Origin of the sequence: Kribbella sp. NBC_01245, from assembly GCF_036226525.1 — a bacterium.
Lineage (GTDB): Bacteria > Actinomycetota > Actinomycetes > Propionibacteriales > Kribbellaceae > Kribbella.
The window spans coordinates 2,092,201-2,109,882 of sequence record NZ_CP108487.1 but is presented as its reverse complement, the minus strand read 5'-3'; the positions used below and the strand labels follow the sequence as shown (position 1 = coordinate 2,109,882).

14 protein-coding genes are annotated in these 17,682 nt (G+C 68.1%); 3 read left to right on the top strand and 11 right to left on the bottom strand.

Annotated elements, in window-relative coordinates; translation table 11 throughout:
- The first annotated feature begins 4 nt into the window (after positions 1-4).
- Positions 5-982: a hypothetical protein gene (locus OG394_RS09310; RefSeq protein ID WP_328994673.1), complete on the top strand. Its 978-nt coding sequence runs from the start codon at positions 5-7 to the stop codon at positions 980-982.
- Here OG394_RS09310 and OG394_RS09305 read toward each other — a convergent pair.
- From OG394_RS09305 to tkt, 7 genes are read right to left on the bottom strand one after another with little or no spacing between them, the layout of a single operon-like run.
- Complete coding sequence (locus OG394_RS09305) at positions 890-1,708, bottom strand: isocitrate lyase/PEP mutase family protein (RefSeq protein WP_328994672.1); 819 nt, start codon at positions 1,706-1,708, stop codon at positions 890-892. The two genes, OG394_RS09310 and OG394_RS09305, sit on opposite strands and share 93 nt — an antisense overlap.
- Positions 1,705-2,475 carry a 6-phosphogluconolactonase gene (gene pgl, locus OG394_RS09300; protein ID WP_328994671.1) on the bottom strand — a complete coding sequence of 257 codons (771 nt, stop codon included), beginning with the start codon at positions 2,473-2,475 and terminating at the stop codon, positions 1,705-1,707. The genes OG394_RS09305 and pgl overlap by 4 nt, the downstream gene beginning before the upstream one ends.
- On the bottom strand, positions 2,472-3,557 hold the full coding sequence (locus tag OG394_RS09295) for a glucose-6-phosphate dehydrogenase assembly protein OpcA (protein WP_328994670.1): 1,086 nt from the start codon (positions 3,555-3,557) through the stop codon (positions 2,472-2,474). The genes pgl and OG394_RS09295 overlap by 4 nt, the downstream gene beginning before the upstream one ends.
- Positions 3,554-5,110: a glucose-6-phosphate dehydrogenase gene (gene zwf / locus OG394_RS09290; RefSeq protein WP_328994669.1), complete on the bottom strand. Its 1,557-nt coding sequence runs from the start codon at positions 5,108-5,110 to the stop codon at positions 3,554-3,556. Before zwf ends, OG394_RS09295 begins: the two co-directional genes overlap by 4 nt.
- Positions 5,107-6,726, bottom strand: a complete 1,620-nt coding sequence (locus OG394_RS09285; RefSeq protein WP_328994668.1) for a glucose-6-phosphate isomerase — start codon at positions 6,724-6,726, stop codon at positions 5,107-5,109. Before OG394_RS09285 ends, zwf begins: the two co-directional genes overlap by 4 nt.
- Complete coding sequence (gene tal / locus OG394_RS09280) at positions 6,720-7,841, bottom strand: transaldolase (RefSeq protein WP_328994667.1); 1,122 nt, start codon at positions 7,839-7,841, stop codon at positions 6,720-6,722. Before tal ends, OG394_RS09285 begins: the two co-directional genes overlap by 7 nt.
- Positions 7,842-7,876: 35 nt before the next feature.
- Positions 7,877-10,048, bottom strand: coding sequence for a transketolase (tkt, locus tag OG394_RS09275; RefSeq protein WP_328994666.1), 2,172 nt, complete (start codon positions 10,046-10,048; stop codon positions 7,877-7,879).
- 360 nt (positions 10,049-10,408) lie between these two features.
- Here tkt and OG394_RS09270 point away from each other — a divergent pair, with 360 nt between their 5' ends.
- The gene (locus OG394_RS09270; protein ID WP_442914278.1) at positions 10,409-11,383 is read left to right on the top strand and encodes a heme o synthase; all 975 of its coding nucleotides are present in this window, start codon (positions 10,409-10,411) and stop codon (positions 11,381-11,383) included.
- 230 nt (positions 11,384-11,613) lie between these two features.
- Here OG394_RS09270 and OG394_RS09265 read toward each other — a convergent pair whose 3' ends face one another.
- Positions 11,614-13,833 (bottom strand): M9 family metallopeptidase, encoded by a 2,220-nt coding sequence (locus OG394_RS09265; RefSeq protein ID WP_328994664.1) that lies wholly within the window; start codon positions 13,831-13,833, stop codon positions 11,614-11,616.
- Positions 13,834-13,974: 141 nt separating this feature from the next.
- Here OG394_RS09265 and OG394_RS09260 point away from each other — a divergent pair, with 141 nt between their 5' ends.
- A complete protein-coding gene (locus OG394_RS09260; protein ID WP_328994662.1) occupies positions 13,975-14,679 on the top strand; it encodes a response regulator transcription factor in 705 nt (234 codons plus the stop codon).
- Here the strand turns inward: OG394_RS09260 and OG394_RS09255 are convergent.
- From OG394_RS09255 to OG394_RS09245, 3 genes are all read right to left on the bottom strand, one after another.
- Positions 14,627-15,574, bottom strand: coding sequence for a LysR family transcriptional regulator (locus OG394_RS09255; RefSeq protein WP_328994661.1), 948 nt, complete (start codon positions 15,572-15,574; stop codon positions 14,627-14,629). The two genes, OG394_RS09260 and OG394_RS09255, sit on opposite strands and share 53 nt — an antisense overlap.
- 52 nt (positions 15,575-15,626) lie before the next feature.
- Positions 15,627-16,895, bottom strand: a complete 1,269-nt coding sequence (locus OG394_RS09250) for a sugar transferase (protein WP_328994660.1) — start codon at positions 16,893-16,895, stop codon at positions 15,627-15,629.
- A gap of 236 nt (positions 16,896-17,131) precedes the next feature.
- Positions 17,132-17,623, bottom strand: a complete 492-nt coding sequence (locus OG394_RS09245) for an adenylyltransferase/cytidyltransferase family protein (protein ID WP_328994659.1) — start codon at positions 17,621-17,623, stop codon at positions 17,132-17,134.
- Positions 17,624-17,682: the final 59 nt, after the last annotated feature.

Here is a 17,682-nt window from a genome sequence, read left to right as displayed (position 1 = left end):
GGGCATGACGAGAGTTCGGGTTTTGACGTGTTGGCTGACCATCGCGGCTTGTTTGCCGTACGTCGGGTTGAAGCTGGCGTGGATCTTTGGCAGTGGTATCGGTGGTGCCGACGAGCAAATGACGCGGTCGTCGGTCGTGGTGGCGAACGTAGTGACGATGGGGATGGACCTGGTCGCGATCGTGATCGTGCTGGCGTTCACGTATCGATGGGGCAGGCGGATCCCGGCCTGGCTGGTGCTGGTGCCGATGTGGGTTGGTACGGGTCTGCTCGCGCCGATCGCGCTCGGGTTGCCGCTCGGCGTACTGGTCCAGCTCATCGTTGGGGGATCACCGGCCGCTAGTGGAGCCACGTTGGATGGGTGGGTCTTCGCAGTCGTCTATGGCGGTTTCACCTTGCAGGCAGTCGGTCTGACGATTGCCTTCGCCTTGTACGCACGGGATCGCTGGGCCGCGCTGTTCGAGACCACTGAGCTCCGTAGGGGAGCGACGCACGACTTGCAGCTACTGATCGCCAAGGCGGGAGCTGTTGTTGCCACTGGCTTCGCGGGGATGCAGATCGCGTGGGCGGTTACTGGCGGCCAGTTGGGCGGGCAACCGACAGCGGTGGAGACTGCCGCTCAGAAGACGTTCTACCTGGTGCGGGCGCTGATAGCCGTTGCTGGTGCCGTGAGCCTTCTGGTCTTCGTGCACGGCCGCTCGACGTGGTTCTCCCTGGCAGGCGCCTGGGTTGGCACAGGCTTCCTCTTCGCGTCAGGCCTGTTCGACCTCTTGATCGAGCCCGAGGGTGACGTACTACGGCTGACGGCCTTGGCCGCCACACTCGTCGGCCTGCTAACCGGCATCGCCGCGATCCTCGCCGCCATCGACCACCTACACGCGCAAAGCCACCTAAGGCCGCTGGGCGCGGTTGGCGAAGAGGGTGTTGAGGTCGCCTTGGGGGATCTGTCGGGTCGCGAAGCCGAGCGTGCCCTGGTCGAGTAGTTCGCGGGCGCTGTCGCGGATGAAGCCGAGGGCGGCCCGGGCGATGCTGCCGCCGAGGCTCATCCGGGCCACGCCGGCCTCCCGCAGGGCGGAGACGGTGAGGTCGGTGCTTCCGAGGCCCAGTACGACGTTGAGCGGGCCGTCGATCTCACGGACCAGTGTGGTGATGCTGTCGAGATCGTTGACGCCCGGGACGAACAGGCAGTCGGCACCTGCGGCGCGATAGACGTTTGCGCGGCGGATGGATCCGGCGAGGCCCTCTGGCGCTCCCACCAGTTGGCCGTCGGTCCGGGCCGTGAGCACGAAGTCGGCGCCGGCGGCCTCCCGCGCGGCCGCGATTCGTTCGGCGGCCAGCCCGTCGTCGTACAGGCCGGATCCGTCGAAGTCCTCGATGTTGCCACCGGCCAGACCGGCTTCCACCGCGAGGCGGACCGTGTCCGCGACGGCCGAGGGCGCAGCGCCGTACCCGTTTTCAAGGTCGCCGTTGACGGGCACGTCGACAGCCGAGGTGATCTGGCGGATGCGGTCGAACATCTCGTCGCGCGATACCGAGGGAGCGCCATCCGGCTTGGCGTGATCGCCCTTCCCGAGGGAGAAGGCGATACCCGCGCTGGTGGTGGCCAGCGCGGCGAATCCCGCCTCGGCGAGCACGATGGCGCTGCCCGCATCCCAGGCGTTCGGCATCAGCAGCCCACCGCTGGCGTGGAGGTCCAGGAACGAGGTCATGTGCGGGGAGCCCTTACCTGCTTGGGGATTTGGCCTGCCGCGGCCTCGTCGAGAAGCCAGAGGGTGCGGTTCAAGCCCTTCGGTGCAGCGGCGGGAATCTGCAATTCGCCCGCACCGGATAGCGCGAGCCGTACGGCCTGCGCCTTGTCCTCGCCGGAGACGACGAACCACACCTCGCTCGCCCGGGCCAACGCCGGCTGGGTCAGCGAGACCCGCGTCGGCGGCGGTTTGGGCGCACCGTGCACGGCCACGACCGAACGCTCCTGCTCGTGCAAAGCGGGCTGCTCGGGGAAGAGCGAGGCGACGTGACCATCCGGCCCGACGCCCAGCATCAAGATGTCGAACGTCGGTACGCCGCCGTGGTCGCCGGGGCCGGCTGCTGCCGCGAGGCTCGAGGCGTAGTCCGCCGCGGCCTTCTCCGCCCCCTGGCCAACGTCTGCCGGCATCGGGTGGACGCGCGAAGGGTCGACGCCGACCGAGTTGAGGAACGCGTTGCGGGCCTGGGTCTCGTTCCGCTCGGGATCGCCGTCCGGCAGGAAGCGCTCGTCGCCCCACCAGAAGTCGACCCGCTTCCAATCGACGGCACTGCGGGCCGGGGAGGCCGCCACCACCTGGTAGATGGCGGCGGCGATCCGGCCTCCGGTCAGTACGACGTGCGCGATCCGGCCGCTCGCCTGGACATCGACGAGACGGGTGATGAGCCGCGCGGCCGCCGCATGGGTCAGCGCCGCCGCGTCGGCCTGCACCAGGATGGACGGTGAACTCATGCCTTCTTGGCCGGCTTCTTCTTCGAAGCTGCAGACTTAGCCGCCGTCTTCTTACCCGGCGCAGGCTTCTTGGTCGTGGTCTTGACCGGCGCCTTAGCCGTCGCGGCCGCCGCCTTCTTCACCGCGGTCTGGGTCGAGCTCCGCTGGGCGGCGGTGAGCTTTTTGGCCGACTCCGGCGCCTTCTCCCGCTCGACCAGGCACAACAATGTCTGCGCATACACGTCGTCGGGATCGAGACGCCGCAGCTCCTCGCTCAGCAGCTCGGCCGTGCCACGCCGCTTCAGCGCCACCGGCCGGTCCGGCTGACCCGGAATGCTGAACGTCGCGATGGCGCCGTCCGGCCGGGTCAACGCGATCGGCCCGGCGGGAGTGAACAGCCGAATGGCCGTCAGACCCGGCCCACGCGAGACCTTCTGCTCGACCGGGATGTCCAGCCGGCTCTGCAGCCAAGCGGACATCAGATCCGCGCTGGCGTTGCCCTTGGCCGATACCACCTCGGCACCGGTGACCTCGGTCGGGAACTGGTCCAGCGCGGCGGCCATCAACGCCCGCCACGGCGTCAACCGCGACCACGCGAAATCGGTGTCGCCCGGGGCGTACCCCTCGGCGCGAGCGGTGAAGTCGACCGCCGCCCGACGGGTCGCCGCCGCGTCGGTCACCCGGCGCCGGGCGAGGTGGCCCAGCGGGTCGTCGTGCGGGACCTTCGGACCGCCACCCGGCCACCAGACGATGACGGGGGAGTCCGGCAGCAGCAGCGGCGTGATGACCGACTGCGGCACCTTCGCCAGCTCGCCGTGCAGCCGCAGCAGTACGGCCTCACCCGGCACGCCCTCGCCGACGCGAACCTCCGCGTCGAGGCCGCTGGCGCCACGGCCGGGCCGCAGGATCGCGACCAGGACGCGGGACGGGTGCTCACGGCCGGCCTCGTTCGCCGCCTTGAGCGCATCGTGGTGCGAGGCCTCGTCGACCACGACCACGATGGTGCCGATCATGCCCATTGCCGGGCTGCCCGCATTACGCCGGGCCTTCAGCAGGGCGGACGCGATCTGGCTGGACGTCGTATCGGTCAGATCGATGATCATGGCCGCCTCCAGGCGCGTCCGTCGCGGGCGAGCATCTCGTGCGCGGAGTCCGGACCCCAGTCGCCGGACGCGTACTGCTCGGGCTTGCCGTGCTCGGCCCAGTAGTTGATCACCGGGTCGAGGATCTTCCAGCCCAGCTCCACCTCGGTGTGCTGCGGGAACAACGGCGGATCACCCAGCAGTACGTCGAGGATCAGCCGCTCGTAGGCCTCCGGCGACGACTCGGTGAACGAGCCGCCGTACGCGAAGTCCATGTTCACGTCGCGGATCTCCATCATCGTGCCGGGCACCTTCGCGCCGAACCGCATGGTGATGCCCTCATCGGGCTGGATCCGCATCACCAGCGCGTTCTGCCCGAGCTCCTCGGTCTCCGTCGCGTTGAACGGCAGGTGCGGCGCGCGCTTGAACATCACGGCCACCTCCGTCACCCGGCGGCCGAGGCGCTTACCCGTGCGCAGGTAGAACGGGACCCCGGCCCAGCGACGCGTGTCCACGTCGACCCGGATCGCGGCGAACGTCTCGGTCGTGGAGTCGGCGGGGATACCGTCTTCCTCCAGGTAGCCCTTGACCTTGGTGCCGCCTGCCCAGCCGTGGGCGTACTGCCCGCGGGCGGTGTGCAGGTCGAGGCGATCGGGCAGTTTGACCGCCGCGAGCACCTTCTTCTTCTCTTGCCGGAGAGACCACGCGTCGAAGCTGACCGGCTCCTCCATCGCGGTGAGCGCGAGCAGTTGGAGCAGGTGGTTCTGGATCACGTCGCGGGCGGCGCCGATGCCGTCGTAGTACCCGGCTCGGCCGCCGATGCCGATGTCCTCGGCCATGGTGATCTGGACGTGGTCGACGTAGTGGCTGTTCCAGACCGGCTCGAACATCGAGTTGGCGAACCGCAGCGCCAACATGTTCTGGACGGTCTCCTTGCCCAGGTAGTGGTCGATCCGGAACACGGCCTGCGGCGGGAACACCGACTCGACGACCTTGTTCAGTTCGCGCGCGCTCTGCAGGTCATGCCCGAACGGCTTCTCGATCACGACGCGGCGCCACGAGCCCGGCACGTCGTCGGCGAGACCGTGCTCGGACAGCTGCTCGACCACCTTCGGGAACAGGCCCGGCGGGATCGACAGGTAGAACGCGTGGTTGCCACCCGTGCCGCGGTTGACGTCGAGCTCGTCGACGGTCTCGCGCAAGCGCCGGAAGGCGTCGTCATCGGTCAGCTCACCCGGGACGAACCGGAAGCCCTCGGCCAGCTGCTGCCAGACCTCCTCGCGGAACGGCGTCCGCGCGTGCTCCTTGACGGAGTCGTGCACGATCTGCGCGAAGTCCTGGTTGGTGTAGTCGCGCCGGGCGAAACCGACCAACGCGAACCCCGGCGGCAACAACCCGCGGTTGGCCAGGTCGTACACCGCGGGCATCAGCTTCTTGCGCGCGAGGTCGCCGGTGACGCCGAAGATCACCAGGCTGCAGGGACCGGCGATCCGGGGGAGGCGCCGGTCCTGCGGGTCGCGGAGTGGGTTGTGCGGGGGGAGCGGCAGACCATCCTCGTCCAGCTCTACGGTCATGCCCCGTCTTCCCTCTTGTCGTGTCCGTGGAGGAGCGCGATCAACTGCCGCACGCCGCCCTGCGGGTCAGTCAGGTGCAGGCGCAACACCGGACGGCCACGCTCGGCCAGCACCTTGGCGTCACCCGCGGCCTGAGCGGAGATGAGCGTGCCGAAGGTGAACGGCCGGTCCGGGATCTCGACGTCGGTCGGTTCCTGGCTGGTGATCTGCAGGAAGACGCCCTGCGGGTGTCCGCCCTTGTGGTACTGCCCGGTGGAGTGCAGGAAGCGCGGTCCCCAACCGAAGGTGACTGGCCGTCCAGTCTTGGCGGCGAGGGCCGGACGGATGGCGTGCAGGTTGTCGTCGCGCTCTGAGTCCAGGTACGCCATTACGGCCAAGTACCCGTCGTCGGCCAGCTTGCCGAGCAACGTCTCGAGCGCGCCTTCGAGGCTGTCCACCGAGTCGAGCAGGCCTTCCGAACCGCGAACCTCGATCACGCCATCGGTGAACGCTGCGACCTCCGGCTCGGGCTGCGCGTCCAGCAGAGCGCGAGCGGCGTTCTTGGCGGCCTCCACATCCGGCTGGTCGAACGGGTTGATCCCGAGCAGATAACCGGCAACGGCCGTCGCGGTCTCCCACAACAGCAGCTGCGCACCGAGCGACCCGGAGGTGACTGCAACCGGTACGTCGCTTGCAGGCGCCGTCGCCTTGGCGTCAGCGACGAGCAGGCCGTGCGTCAGGTCGGCGGCGGAGCTGTGCAGCTCGGGAGCGTGCAAGCCCTTGACCGCGACCGGCAGCACGCCGGTGCCGTTCTTCCCGGTGCTCTCGGCGATGAGCTGCTCGGCCCAGTCGGGGAAACCGACGATGGGGGAGCCGTCCGCGGCGAGGATGACCTTGTCGCGGCCCGGGCTCGCGGCCAGCACGGCGCCGAGCACGAGTGCCGGGTTGTCCGGGCTGTCCGCCTGCAGGGCCGGGGCCACCTCGGCGGCCTGGTCGAGCAGCTCGGCCACATCCGCACCGGCCAGCGCCGACGGGACCAGGCCGAACGCGGTGAGCGCGCTATACCGACCGCCCACGTTCGGATCGGCGAGGAACGTCTTGCGATAGCCCTCGTCGGCCGACAACTTCTCGAACGGCGAACCCGGGTCCGTGACCACGACGACCCGGCTGGCGGCGTCGATCCCGGCCTCGGTGAAGGCCTGGATGAACGCACGCCGCTGGCTGTCGGTCTCGACCGTGCCACCGGACTTGCTGGACACGACGATGACCGTGCGCTGCAGGTCTCCCGCCAGCGCCCGGGCGATCACGCTCGGGTTGGTGGAGTCCAGCACGACGAGCTCGACGCCCGCCGTACGGGTGATGACCTCGGGCGCGAGCGACGAACCGCCCATGCCGCAAAGCACGATCCGGTCCAGCCCTTCGGCCCGCAGATCCGCCTGCAGGGCCTCGATCTCGGCCAGCAACGGCCGGCTCGTCTCGTGCAGGTCGACCCAGTTCAGCCGGATCGACGACTCGGCTTCGGCCTCGGAACCCCAGGTGGTGGCGTCCTTGGCGGCGATCCGGGAGGCGATCTTGTCCGCGACGAGCTTCTCGACGGTCGCCGACCAATCGCCCCCGGACGGGACGACCGTCACCACTTCGCGTCCTTGAGAGCACCCGTGACCGTGTCAAGCAGCTCGGTCCAGGACACCTCGAACTTGCTGACGCCCTCGTCCTCGAGGACCTGCACGACGTCGTCGTACGAAACGCCGAGGCCTTCGAGGTCGGCGATCACCTTGCGGGAGACGTCATAGTCACCGCGAACCGTGTCGCCGGTGACCTCGCCGTGGTCCGCGAAGGCGTCGATCGTTGCCTGCGGCATCGTGTTGACCACGCCCTGGGTGACCAGCTGGTCGACGTACATGGTGTCCGGGTACGCCGGGTCCTTCACGCCGGTGGACGCCCACAGCGGGCGCTGCGGCTTGGCGCCGGCGGTCTCGAGCTCGCGCCAGCGGTCGGACGAGAAGATCTCCTCGTACGCCTCGAAGGCCAGGCGCGCGTTCGCGATCGCGGCCTTGCCCTTGAGCGCCTTTGCCTCTTCGGAACCGATGGCGTCCAGGCGCTTGTCGATCTCGGTGTCGACGCGGCTGACGAAGAACGACGCCACGCTGCCGAGCTTGGTCACGTCGTGCCCGTTGTCGACCGCCTTCTCCACACCGCTGAGGAAGGCGTCCGCGACGGCGCGGTACCGCTCGAGGGAGAAGATCAGCGTCACGTTCACACTGATGCCCTCGGCAAGCACCGCCGTGATCGCAGGCAGCCCTTCCTTGGTGGCGGGGATCTTGATGAAGACGTTCTCCCGGCCGACGGTGCCCCACAACGCCTTGGCCTCGGCGATCGTCTTGTCGGTCTCGCGCGCCAACCGCGGGTCGACCTCGATCGAGACCCGGCCGTCGACGCCGTCGGTGTCGTCGTACACCGGCTTGAACAGGTCGGCGCCGGCGCGCACGTCGTCGGTGGTGATCTCCCGGACGGCGTCCTCGGTCGAGGTGGCCGCCTTCGCGAGGGCGACCACCTGCTCGGCGTACGGGCTGCCGTCCTTGGTGGCGGTCGACAGCGCCTTGGCGAAGATCGTCGGGTTGGTGGTGACGCCGCTGATGTGCTGGTCGTGGATCAGCCCGGCCAGCCCGCCACTGGTGATGCGGTCGCGGGACAGGTCGTCTAGCCAGATGGAAACGCCGGCGTCGGCGAGTGCTTTCAATCGGTCATTCATGTCCGAAGCCCTCCGAGATGTTCTGTTGTGGTCGTTCAGTTGGGCTCGTCAGCGGGGCCGACGGGTCCGGCGGCGTGGCGCCCCACGGAGACGCCCGCGCCGCCCAGCTCGGTGGCCGCGGCGATGCTGTCCTGCGCGGCCTGGACGACGGCGGCGGCCGTGATGCCGAACTCGTCGAACAGCACCTTGTAGTCCGCCGAGGCACCGAAGTGCTCGAGGCTCACGCTGCGGCCGGCGTCACCGACCACCTCGCGCCAGCCCAGCGAGATCCCAGCCTCGACCGAGACCCGGGCTTTCACCGCCGGCGGGATGACCTCGTCGCGGTACGACGCGTCCTGCTCGTCGAACCACTCGCGGCAGACCATCGACACGACGCGCGCCTGGATGCCCTGCTCGGCCAGCTTCGCGCGGGCCTCGACGGCCAGCTGGAGCTCCGAACCGGTGCCGATCAGGATCACGTCGGGCGTGCCCTCGGTGTCCAGCAGCGTGTAACCGCCCTTGGCCACGTTCTCCGTGGTGGCGAAGCCGTCCGTTCCCCGCGGGTAGGTCGGGACGTTCTGCCGGGTGAGGGCGATACCGGCCGGGCGGTCGGTGTTCTCCAGGACGGCCTGCCACGCAGCGGCCGTTTCGTTGGCGTCGCCGGGGCGGACCACGTCCAGACCCGGGATCGCCCGCAGCGCGGCCAGGTGCTCGACCGGCTGGTGCGTCGGGCCGTCCTCGCCGAGGCCGATCGAGTCGTGCGTCCACACGTAGGTGACGGGCAGCTTCATCAGCGCCGCCAGCCGGACCGACGGGCGCATGTAGTCGCTGAAGACGAGGAACGTGCCGCCGTACGGCCGGGTCCCACCGTGCAGCGCGATGCCGTTCAGTACGGCGCCCATGCCGTGCTCGCGGATGCCGAAGTGCAGCACCCGGCCGTACTCGTTGCCCTGGAACTCCTTGGTGGAGTGCTCCGCGGGCAGGAAGGACGGCTCACCCTTCGGGGTGGTGTTGTTCGAGCCGGCGAGGTCGGCCGAACCGCCCCAGAGCTCGGGCAGCTTCGGCGCCAGCTTGGTCAGCGTCTCGCCCGAGGCGACCCGGGTGGCGACACCCTTGGCGTCCGCGTCCCAGGTCGGCAGCGCGTCGGCCCAGCCCGCGGGCAGCTCACGCTTCTCCAGCCGGGTGAACAGCGCGGCGCGCTCCACCTCGGCGGCGGCCCACGCGTCGTACCGCTCCTGCCACTCGGCCTGGAGGACCTTGCCCCGGTCGATCGCCGTACGGGTGTGATCGATCACATCTTCGGCGACGTCGAACGTCTTCTCCGGGTCCCAGCCGAGCACCTTCTTGGTGGCCGCGACCTCGTCGGCACCGAGGGCGGAACCGTGGATCTTGCCGGTGTTCTGCTTACCCGGCGCGGGCCAGCCGATGATCGTGCGCAGCCGGATGAAGCTCGGCTTGTCGGTGACCGCGTTACCCGCCTGGATCGCGTCGAACAGGGCCTGGACGTTCTCCTCGTAGCCGGTGCCGTCGTTGGTCCAGTCGACCTCGCGGACGTCCCAGCCGTACGCCGCGTAGCGGGCGGCGACGTCCTCGGAGAACGCGACCGCGGTGTCGTCCTCGATGGAGATCCGGTTGTCGTCCCAGATCAGCGTCAGGTTGCCCAGCTGCTGGTGCCCGGCGAGCGAGGAGGCCTCGCTGGCGACACCTTCCTCCAGGTCACCGTCCGACGCGATCGCGTAGATGTGGTGGTCGAACAGGCTCTCGCCCTTGGCCGTGTCCGGGTCGAACAGACCGCGCTCGCGGCGGGCGGCCATCGCCATGCCGACCGCGTTGCCGACACCCTGGCCGAGCGGCCCGGTGGTGGTCTCGACGCCCTTGGTGTGCCCGTGCTCGGGGTGACCCGGCGTCAGGCTGCCCCAGGTGCGCAGCGCCTTCAGGTCGTCCAGCTCGAGGCCGAACCCGGCCAGGTAGAGCTGGATGTAGAGCGTCAGGCTGGAGTGCCCGCAGGAAAGCACGAACCGGTCGCGGCCCGCCCAGGTGGGATCGGCAGGGTTATGCCGCATCACCTTCTGGAACAGCAGGTACGCCGCCGGCGCGAGGCTCATCGCCGTACCAGGATGGCCGTTGCCGACCTTCTCCACGGCGTCCATCGCGAGCACCCGCACGGTGTCGACGGCACGCTGGTCGAGGTCGGTCCAGTCAAGCTCGGGGGTGGTCTTCTCCGTCACGCCGGCGGCGCTCCTCTCACAAAGCTTCGGCACGTTGGCGGCGAGCGATTCCAGGAGCGTCCGCTAGCACGATTTCGTGCCGCTGACCACGCCCCGCGCGTCACCGGAAGCGAGCCTACTCGCCTGGGTGGACAGTCCCTTCCACCCCTCGCCAACCGTCATCAGGTCTTCATTGTTCCCTCAGTTGTCCCGGTCCGGTTCCCGTGCCCACAGCGTGGGCGGCCAATCGCTCTGTGGGTTCATCCGGTGGCAGTGCGGCGTTCATCGGGCGGGTGGTGCAAAAGCACCGGCCGGCCGGTCGTAGACTGTCGAACCGTCAGCGCCGGCCACCGGCGTCAGTTCAATTCGCTCGAGGTGTTCGTGACGGCCGTCGACCCGCGTCCAGCCGCGACGACGTCGTACCCGGCAACGCCGCCTTCCTTCGACCTGGCAGAAGAGCTGCCGCGTCCGTCGGTCCGCGACATCGTCGGTGCGTACGTCGCCCTGACCAAGCCGCGCATCATCGAGTTGCTCCTGGTCACCACCGTGCCGGTGATGTTCCTGGCCGCCGACGGTGTGCCCGCGCTCGGAGTGGTCGCCGCCACTCTGCTCGGCGGCATCCTCGCCTCCGGCAGCGCGAACACCATCAACTGCGTGCTCGACCGCGACATCGACGAGCAGATGCGCCGCACCCGGCGCCGCCCGTTGCCCCGGCACGCGGTCTCCCCACGTTCCGCGATGGTCTTCGGCATCGTCCTGGGCGTGCTCGCCACGCTCGAGCTCGGCCTGCTGGTCAACTGGCTGTCGTCCGGGCTCGCGCTCGTGGCGAACCTGTTCTACGTCTTCGTCTACACCATCTGGCTCAAGCGCCGGACCGTGCAGAACATCGTCTGGGGCGGGATCGCCGGCTGCTTCCCGACCCTGATCGGCTGGACCGCGGTCACGAACTCCATCGACTGGACGCCGTTCGTCCTGTTCGCGGTCGTCTTCTTCTGGACGCCGCCGCATACCTGGGCACTGGCGATGCGTTATCGGGAGGACTACGCCTCGGTCGACGTACCGATGCTGCCCGTCGTCGCCACCCCGATCGCGACTGCGCGGCAGATCTTCGCGTACAGCGTGGTCATGGTCATCACGTCCCTGGCGCTCTGGCCTGTCGCCAACACTGGCTGGCTGTATCCCCTCGCTGCCGCGGTCCTGGCCGTGGTCTTCCTCCGCGAAGCGTGGGCCCTGTTGGCGCGAGCCCACACCGGAGCCGACGGCGCCGCCCTCCGCCCCATGCGCCTCTTCCACTACAGCAACATCTACCTAGCCCTCCTCTTCGTAGCCGCCGCAGTAGACCCCCTCCTCCACTAGCAGCTCCCACCCCGCAGCCCGTCACCCCTCGACGCAGCGGGCCCCCGCAACGCAACACGCGCCCCCTCCACCCGCGCCCCTCCACCTTGCGTTGATTCGTCTGCATCCGCTCGCCCCTAACCGCGGCGGGTTCGCGTGGAAGCGGACGTGGGCGGGCGGATTCGGACGAATCAACGCAAAAGGGGAGGGGTGGCAGGGGATGCGGACGAATCGGCGCGAGGGGGAGGGGGCTAGTAGGTGGTGGTGATGGTGGTGCCGGAGAAGGTGGTGGTGGCGTAGAGGCTGATGTAGCGGTAGCCAGGGGTCGGGGTGGTGACGGTGATCGACTCGGTGTTGGTTGTGTTGGTGGAGCGGGCGGTGTGGGTTGTGGGGGTGGCCCAGGTGTCGGGGTTGTAGTACAGGTCGGCGTTGCCCGTGCCTCCGCCGGCGTTGATGCGCAGTGTCGAGACTCCGGCGGGCAGGTAGATGTAGAAGTGGGTGAGGTTGCCGGTGGTGGCTGAGAGGTTGCTGCGCCGGCAGTTGCGATCCAGGACGCGGGTGTCGGTCCCGGTGCACTCCGGGGTGGGGTCAGCGGAGATGTTGTCCAGCCAGGCGTTGAAGTCGGCGTCGTAGCGGGTGCCGATGCCGGTGGCATAGATGGCGTAACCGCCTCTGTAATCACCGACGCGGAACTTGGCCAGCATTCGGTCCACGTCGTCAGGGTGTCGCTCGAGCATGTAGCGAGCGGCGAGGTATCCCCAGCGGTAGGTTCGGTTGGTGTTGCTGTTCTCGTAGGTCGTCTGCCAGAGCGTGCTCAGCGAATAGGTGTGCCGCTTGGCCTCCTCGAGCGCCTCGTCGTACGGCAGTGCGCGGTAGCCGTAGGAGATGTACTCGGCCACACCTTCGATCCACCAGACGGCCGGTACGACCTGGCCCGCGGCGAAGTCGCCGTACATGTCGAATCGTCCGTCGAGGTAGTGGGTGAACTCGTGGTTGAGGTTCCAGATGGCGAAGGTGGGGCGTTGCCACTCGGCCTCGTACGCGATGAAGCGGGGCACGTTTCCTTGGGCGGCCGGGTCGCCCTCGAGGTACATCCCGCCGTTGTTGGTGTCGATGTCGAAAAGCACGCCGGCGTAGGTCTTGTAGTCGTCGCTGGAGTGGAAGGTGACGACCTCCAGCGAGGTGTTGTTGTCGTTGGCGACCGGTCCGCTGTTACGGACTTTGTTGTGGAAGTAGCTCACCTGGCCGGCGAGGCTGGTGCAGGTCGTACTGAGATTCGTGGCCGAGATCTCTTGGGCGCGGATGGTCACTGTAGAGCTGCACGTGTGGCGAATGGGCAGCACCGCACTGGCTAGAGCGGTCTCGAAGTCGCAGACCTTGTAGTAGGAGCAATTGGCGTTGTCGTAGTGGGCAGCCAGTTCGGCGACTCTGACCCAGAGTTTGGCGGTCACGCCGGTCATTCGTGAGCGATCGAGCAGCGACTTCGAGAGGGGGCGAACCTTCGGCTTGAGGGCCGGGGTGTCCAGGAAGCGGGTGAGCTCCCCTCCGCCGTTGGCGACGAGGAAACCAGAGGCCGTCCCAAGCAATCCGATGTTGTCGACGGTGAACTTGTAGGTGACATCGAGAATGGACGGATCGGCTACAACGGCGGCCTTGAAGTCGTCCAGCCAGTGTCCGCGGAACAGCACGGTGAACACGTTGTTGACTGCGTTCCGCATGTACCAGAGTTCGTTGTACTGGCTGTTGAAGGCGGTGAGGAGTCTGCGTACGACGTAGAGGTATCGGGCGTTCTCGCTCGAGCTGTCGATCAGGGTCACCGCTTCGCCGAGGATCTCCCCGTTGGCATCGGAGACGTCCCGGGAGGGAGCAGAGCCGAAGAACCTGTCCAGCCCGGACCGGATCGCGGTCTTCAGGGCCGGGCCGTAGGTTCCCACGTCGGTCGGGTGGTTGTACTGGACGTAGTAGCCGGCGCGCAGGAACATGACCAGCTGCTTGACGCTCGTGCTGTTGTTCCCGGGGTAATTGGTGTCGCGGAGGGCTCCGGCGATAGTGACCATCTTCGCCTCGCGGAAGACGTTGTAGGCGTCTCTGCCGGTCACGTTGAACAGGGTGTTGACGCAGTCCGCTGTCGACGCCTTGACGAAATGGACCAGGGCAGAGCCCGTGCGTGATCCGAACTCGCCCGGCGTACAGCTGGCGGCGAGGCGTCCCTGAGTGGGCGCTACCTTCTGTGGCGCGGGAAGCCTGGCTGCTGAAGCTGTGACGACCCGTGGGTCGGCAGGCGTGGGCGGCCGGAGTGCCGGGCGGATGGTGACGCCGACCCTCGAGGGAAGGGCGGCTGCCACTGCGACCGGGGCTGTGGGGGTGGGAGGAGTCGGGGCGGGGAGCGTTGGCGCGGCTGAGGCGTTGGCGGGTACCAACACCGCGGCGGCCAGGACGGCTGCCAGGATCACATTGGGCGGTTTGATCATGGCGCGGAACGCTAGTGAGTGTTCACCACCTGTTCCATCACACTTGAGAATTCCTTGATGTCTTTGAGTAATTGCATGGGTCGGTCATAACATCGGCGCCGGTGGCTTGCTGGGCAGACGAGGCGCTGATCGAATGGCCGAATGTCGCCGAACACGCTGCTTGTGACGGAGCCGGGCACGGGATTGGCTGTCGGACGGACACTCTGCGAGGCCGGACATCGGGTGCATCGGTGCCACACGGTCATGGCGGCGTGTGATGCGCTGGAATCCGAGGAGAGCGACCTCCTCCTCGTCGACCTCAGCTTGTCCGAGCTGGGCACGGCTGCTGTCCTTCGCACACTGAGAGCCCGTACGTCGGCGGCGATCGTGCTGATCGACTCGGGCGGATACGCCGACCTGAGCGTGCTGCTCGCCGCCGGCGCCGACGACTTCCTCTCCAAGCCCTTCTCGCCGGCCCAGCTGCGAGCCAGGGTTTGCGTGGCTCTTGCCGAAAGGAATCGCCGGCGTGCTGAGGTGATCGGAGCCGGCGGGCTGCGATTGGACGCGCGGCGGCGACAGGTCTGGCTCGACGGACGGCTGCTGCGGCTGTCCCGCCTTGAGTTCGATCTGCTCTTCTGTCTGGCCAAGCGGGTCGGCGAGGTCGTGTCGCGCGGAGAGCTGGCGATGGTGGTGTGGCCGGAGTCCAAGTCGAACGTGAACCATACGCTCGACGTACATCTGAGCGGGCTGCGGCGCAAGCTCGGCGACAACGCTGCCCGGCCGCACTATGTGCACACCGTCCGCGGGGTCGGCTTCAGATTCGCGCCTGCCGTTGACTCCACGCCTGATAGTGCGGCGTTTGCATGACGAGCTCCCGGTAGGTCTCCGCGGCGAACCGGTGCAACGAAGCGGCGACGGATCCGGCCGGGCCGTATCGACGCCAGGCGAGGAGCTGCCGATAGCGGATCGGTGAACCATGGAGCGGCTTGATGACCATGCCCCGGATCGGTTTCATCGTCGGCTGGCAGAGCGAGACGCCGACGCCGGCGACGATCAGGTTCTGCAGGTTCTTCTCGTCCTGGAACTCGTAGGTCCGGTCAGGCCGGAATCCGGCACGGCCGCACGCGTCGTAGAAGACCTCGGGCCAGCCGATGCCGTCGTCCGGGGTAACGAACCAGGCCTCGTCCGATAGTTCGGACAGTCGAACCTCGACCCGCATGGCGAGCGGATGGTTCGCGGGCAACGCCACGAACGCAGGCTCGACTGTGAAGGCACGCGTGGCGATCGTCGCGGATTCGTGCAACTCCCGGCCCGGATAGTCGAGCACGAGGGCGGCGTCGAGGAGCTCGTTCTCGAGCATCTCCAACAGCGACCCGATGGCGTACTCGCTCCGAACGGTCACGGCGATCTCCGGGTGCGATGCCTTCATCCGCGCCACCAGCCCGGGCAGGACCGGGGTGATCGTCGCTCCCAGCCGTAAGGTCGCACCTTCCGGACGCGACGCTCCGTTCTGCGTGTGCCGCAAGGCGTCCACCCGGCTCAGGATGTCGAGCGCCTGGTTCAGCACCTCCGCACCAAAGGCGGTCGGCTCGACGCCCGCGGGGCTCCGCCTGAACAGCTCTCCGCCGAGCAGTTGCTCGAGCCGACGCAACTGGGTGCTCATCGCGGGCTGGGACAGGCCGAGCGCCGACGCCGCCTTGCCGAGACTGCCGGCGTCGGCGATGGCGCAAAGGATCCGGAGATGGCGGAGGTCCAACCTCATGGCACCACTATCGAGCCCACTGCCCTCAGTCGCTACCTGAACCGGGTGACTGCTACACCGCGCCGTCAGCAGTGGTGACAGCCTTGATGGTGCGTACGGCGATGGCGACGTCGGTCGTCAGGGTCCAGTTGTCGACGTAGAAGTTGTCGAGGGCAATGGACTGGTCCCAGCTCAACGCGGAGCGGCCGCTGACCTGCCACAGTCCGGTCATGCCGGGCTTTACCTGCAAGCGTCGCCTCTCCTCGGGCGTGTACTGGGCAACCTCGGTCGGTAGCGCGGGCCGCGGGCCGATGAGCGACATCTCTCCACGGACCACATTGAACAGTTGCGGCAGTTCGTCCAGTGACGTCTTGCGGATGAAGCTCCCGATGCGGGTGACGCGGGGGTCGTTGCTCAGCTTGAACAGCGGTCCGGCGCCCTCGTTGAGAGCTCGCAGGTCGGCGAGCCGGTCCTCCGCGTCGGTGGTCATGCTGCGCAGCTTGAACATCGTGAACTCGTTGCCGTCGACTCCGACCCTGCGCTGGCGGAAGAGTGCGGGTCCGGTCGAGTCGAGCCGGATCGCGATCGCGGCGACAAGGAGGGGCACGGCAACGATCGCGAGGATGAGTGCGCCGCCGGTCCGGTCTATCGCGTCCTTCGCCAGGCTGACCAGTTGGGAACGGCGGCTCGGCTGAACCGACAGGACAAGCAGGTCGCCGGCCCGATGCGGGGCAATGCGTCCGGGCGCCACGCCCGACAACGGACTCATGACCGCGAGCTCGACATCGGCATGCTCGAGCTGCCAGCTGAGCTGGCGCAGTGCGGCCGGCGTGATGTCGCGGCCCGGCAGCACGAGAACCTGGTCGGCGCCTACTGACCGAGCGGCCCGGGTGGCCGACACATCGCCTAGAACAGGAATCCCGCGGATCGTCCGGCCGCCGGTGGCGTCATCGGCAGCTCCGTCGGTCAAGCAAATCGCGCGGGGGTCGACCGACTGGGGGAGGTTGTCCAGCAGGCAGGTGATGTCCGCGGTGCTGCCGATCAGCACCGCTGCCGCGGGACCGACCTGGTGGCGGGCGTACGCGGCGTACAAAGCGCTTCCGGCCGCGATGGTCACCGAGGCAGCAGCGAGGGTGACCGCCGTTCTATCCGAAGCGCCGCAGAACCATGCGAGCGTTGACGCCGCAGGGCCGGCGAAGAGAAGGCTGACGGCCGGCCGCGTCGATGTGGCGCGTTGATAGCGCGGAAGCGCCAGGCAGCCGAGGACGAGTACGGCGACCGCGCACGCTGCCGCGACCAGAACGATCGGGGTGATTGACGGCCAGGTCGCGACCAAGGCCACGCCGACGACCGCGCCGGCGAACCAAGATCCTGGTCGACGCCGGGTACGACGATCGCCTACCTGTCTGCGGATCTCGGCTCGCGTGGACGATTGCAACGGCAACTCGACCGCTGTGTCAGGAGTTGTCAAAACTGAAGTGGCGCTCACTTGGGGTCCTCTCTTCATGCGGTGCTCGCATGACGAGATGGCGAGCGGCTGGTGTGTCTGAGCGGCCTTGGATGTCGGCCGGAATGCGGTTAGCTGGCGATTGATCCCGAGTGCGGGCCGAGCCCGGACCTGCGGGGATTGGCGAGCCCCATCGGCCGCTCGGGTGAGTCGGTCAGGCGTGCCCGCAGCAAGCTGCTCGAGGTGTGCGGCGTGTAGGGGAGGTAGATGACGGCGACTCCGAGGTCTGCCATCGCCAGCTGGAGACGCTCACCCTTCGGCGTGCCATGCCAGTCGTCACCCTTGACGATGGCGTCGAAATGGCGGCGCGACCAGGCGATGGTCTTGTCCTCTGACTCGTCCACCACGGTCTCGTCGACACCTCGGATCGAGGCGACGATCTCTCGTCGGTCGTCGAACGGCACGATCGGTGCGCGGCCTTTTGCTTGGCGCACGTAGTCGTCGGTGGCAACTCCGACCACGAGGTGGTCGCAGTGCCGACGGGCGCGACGGAGGATGTTCAGGTGCCCGATGTGGAACATGTCGAAGACGCCACTGGCGTATACGACGGGGTAGCGGGTCACTGTCTGATCACTGTCCGTTAACGAAATGTTGGCTTTCACATCGCCTTGAGAGGCGGCCA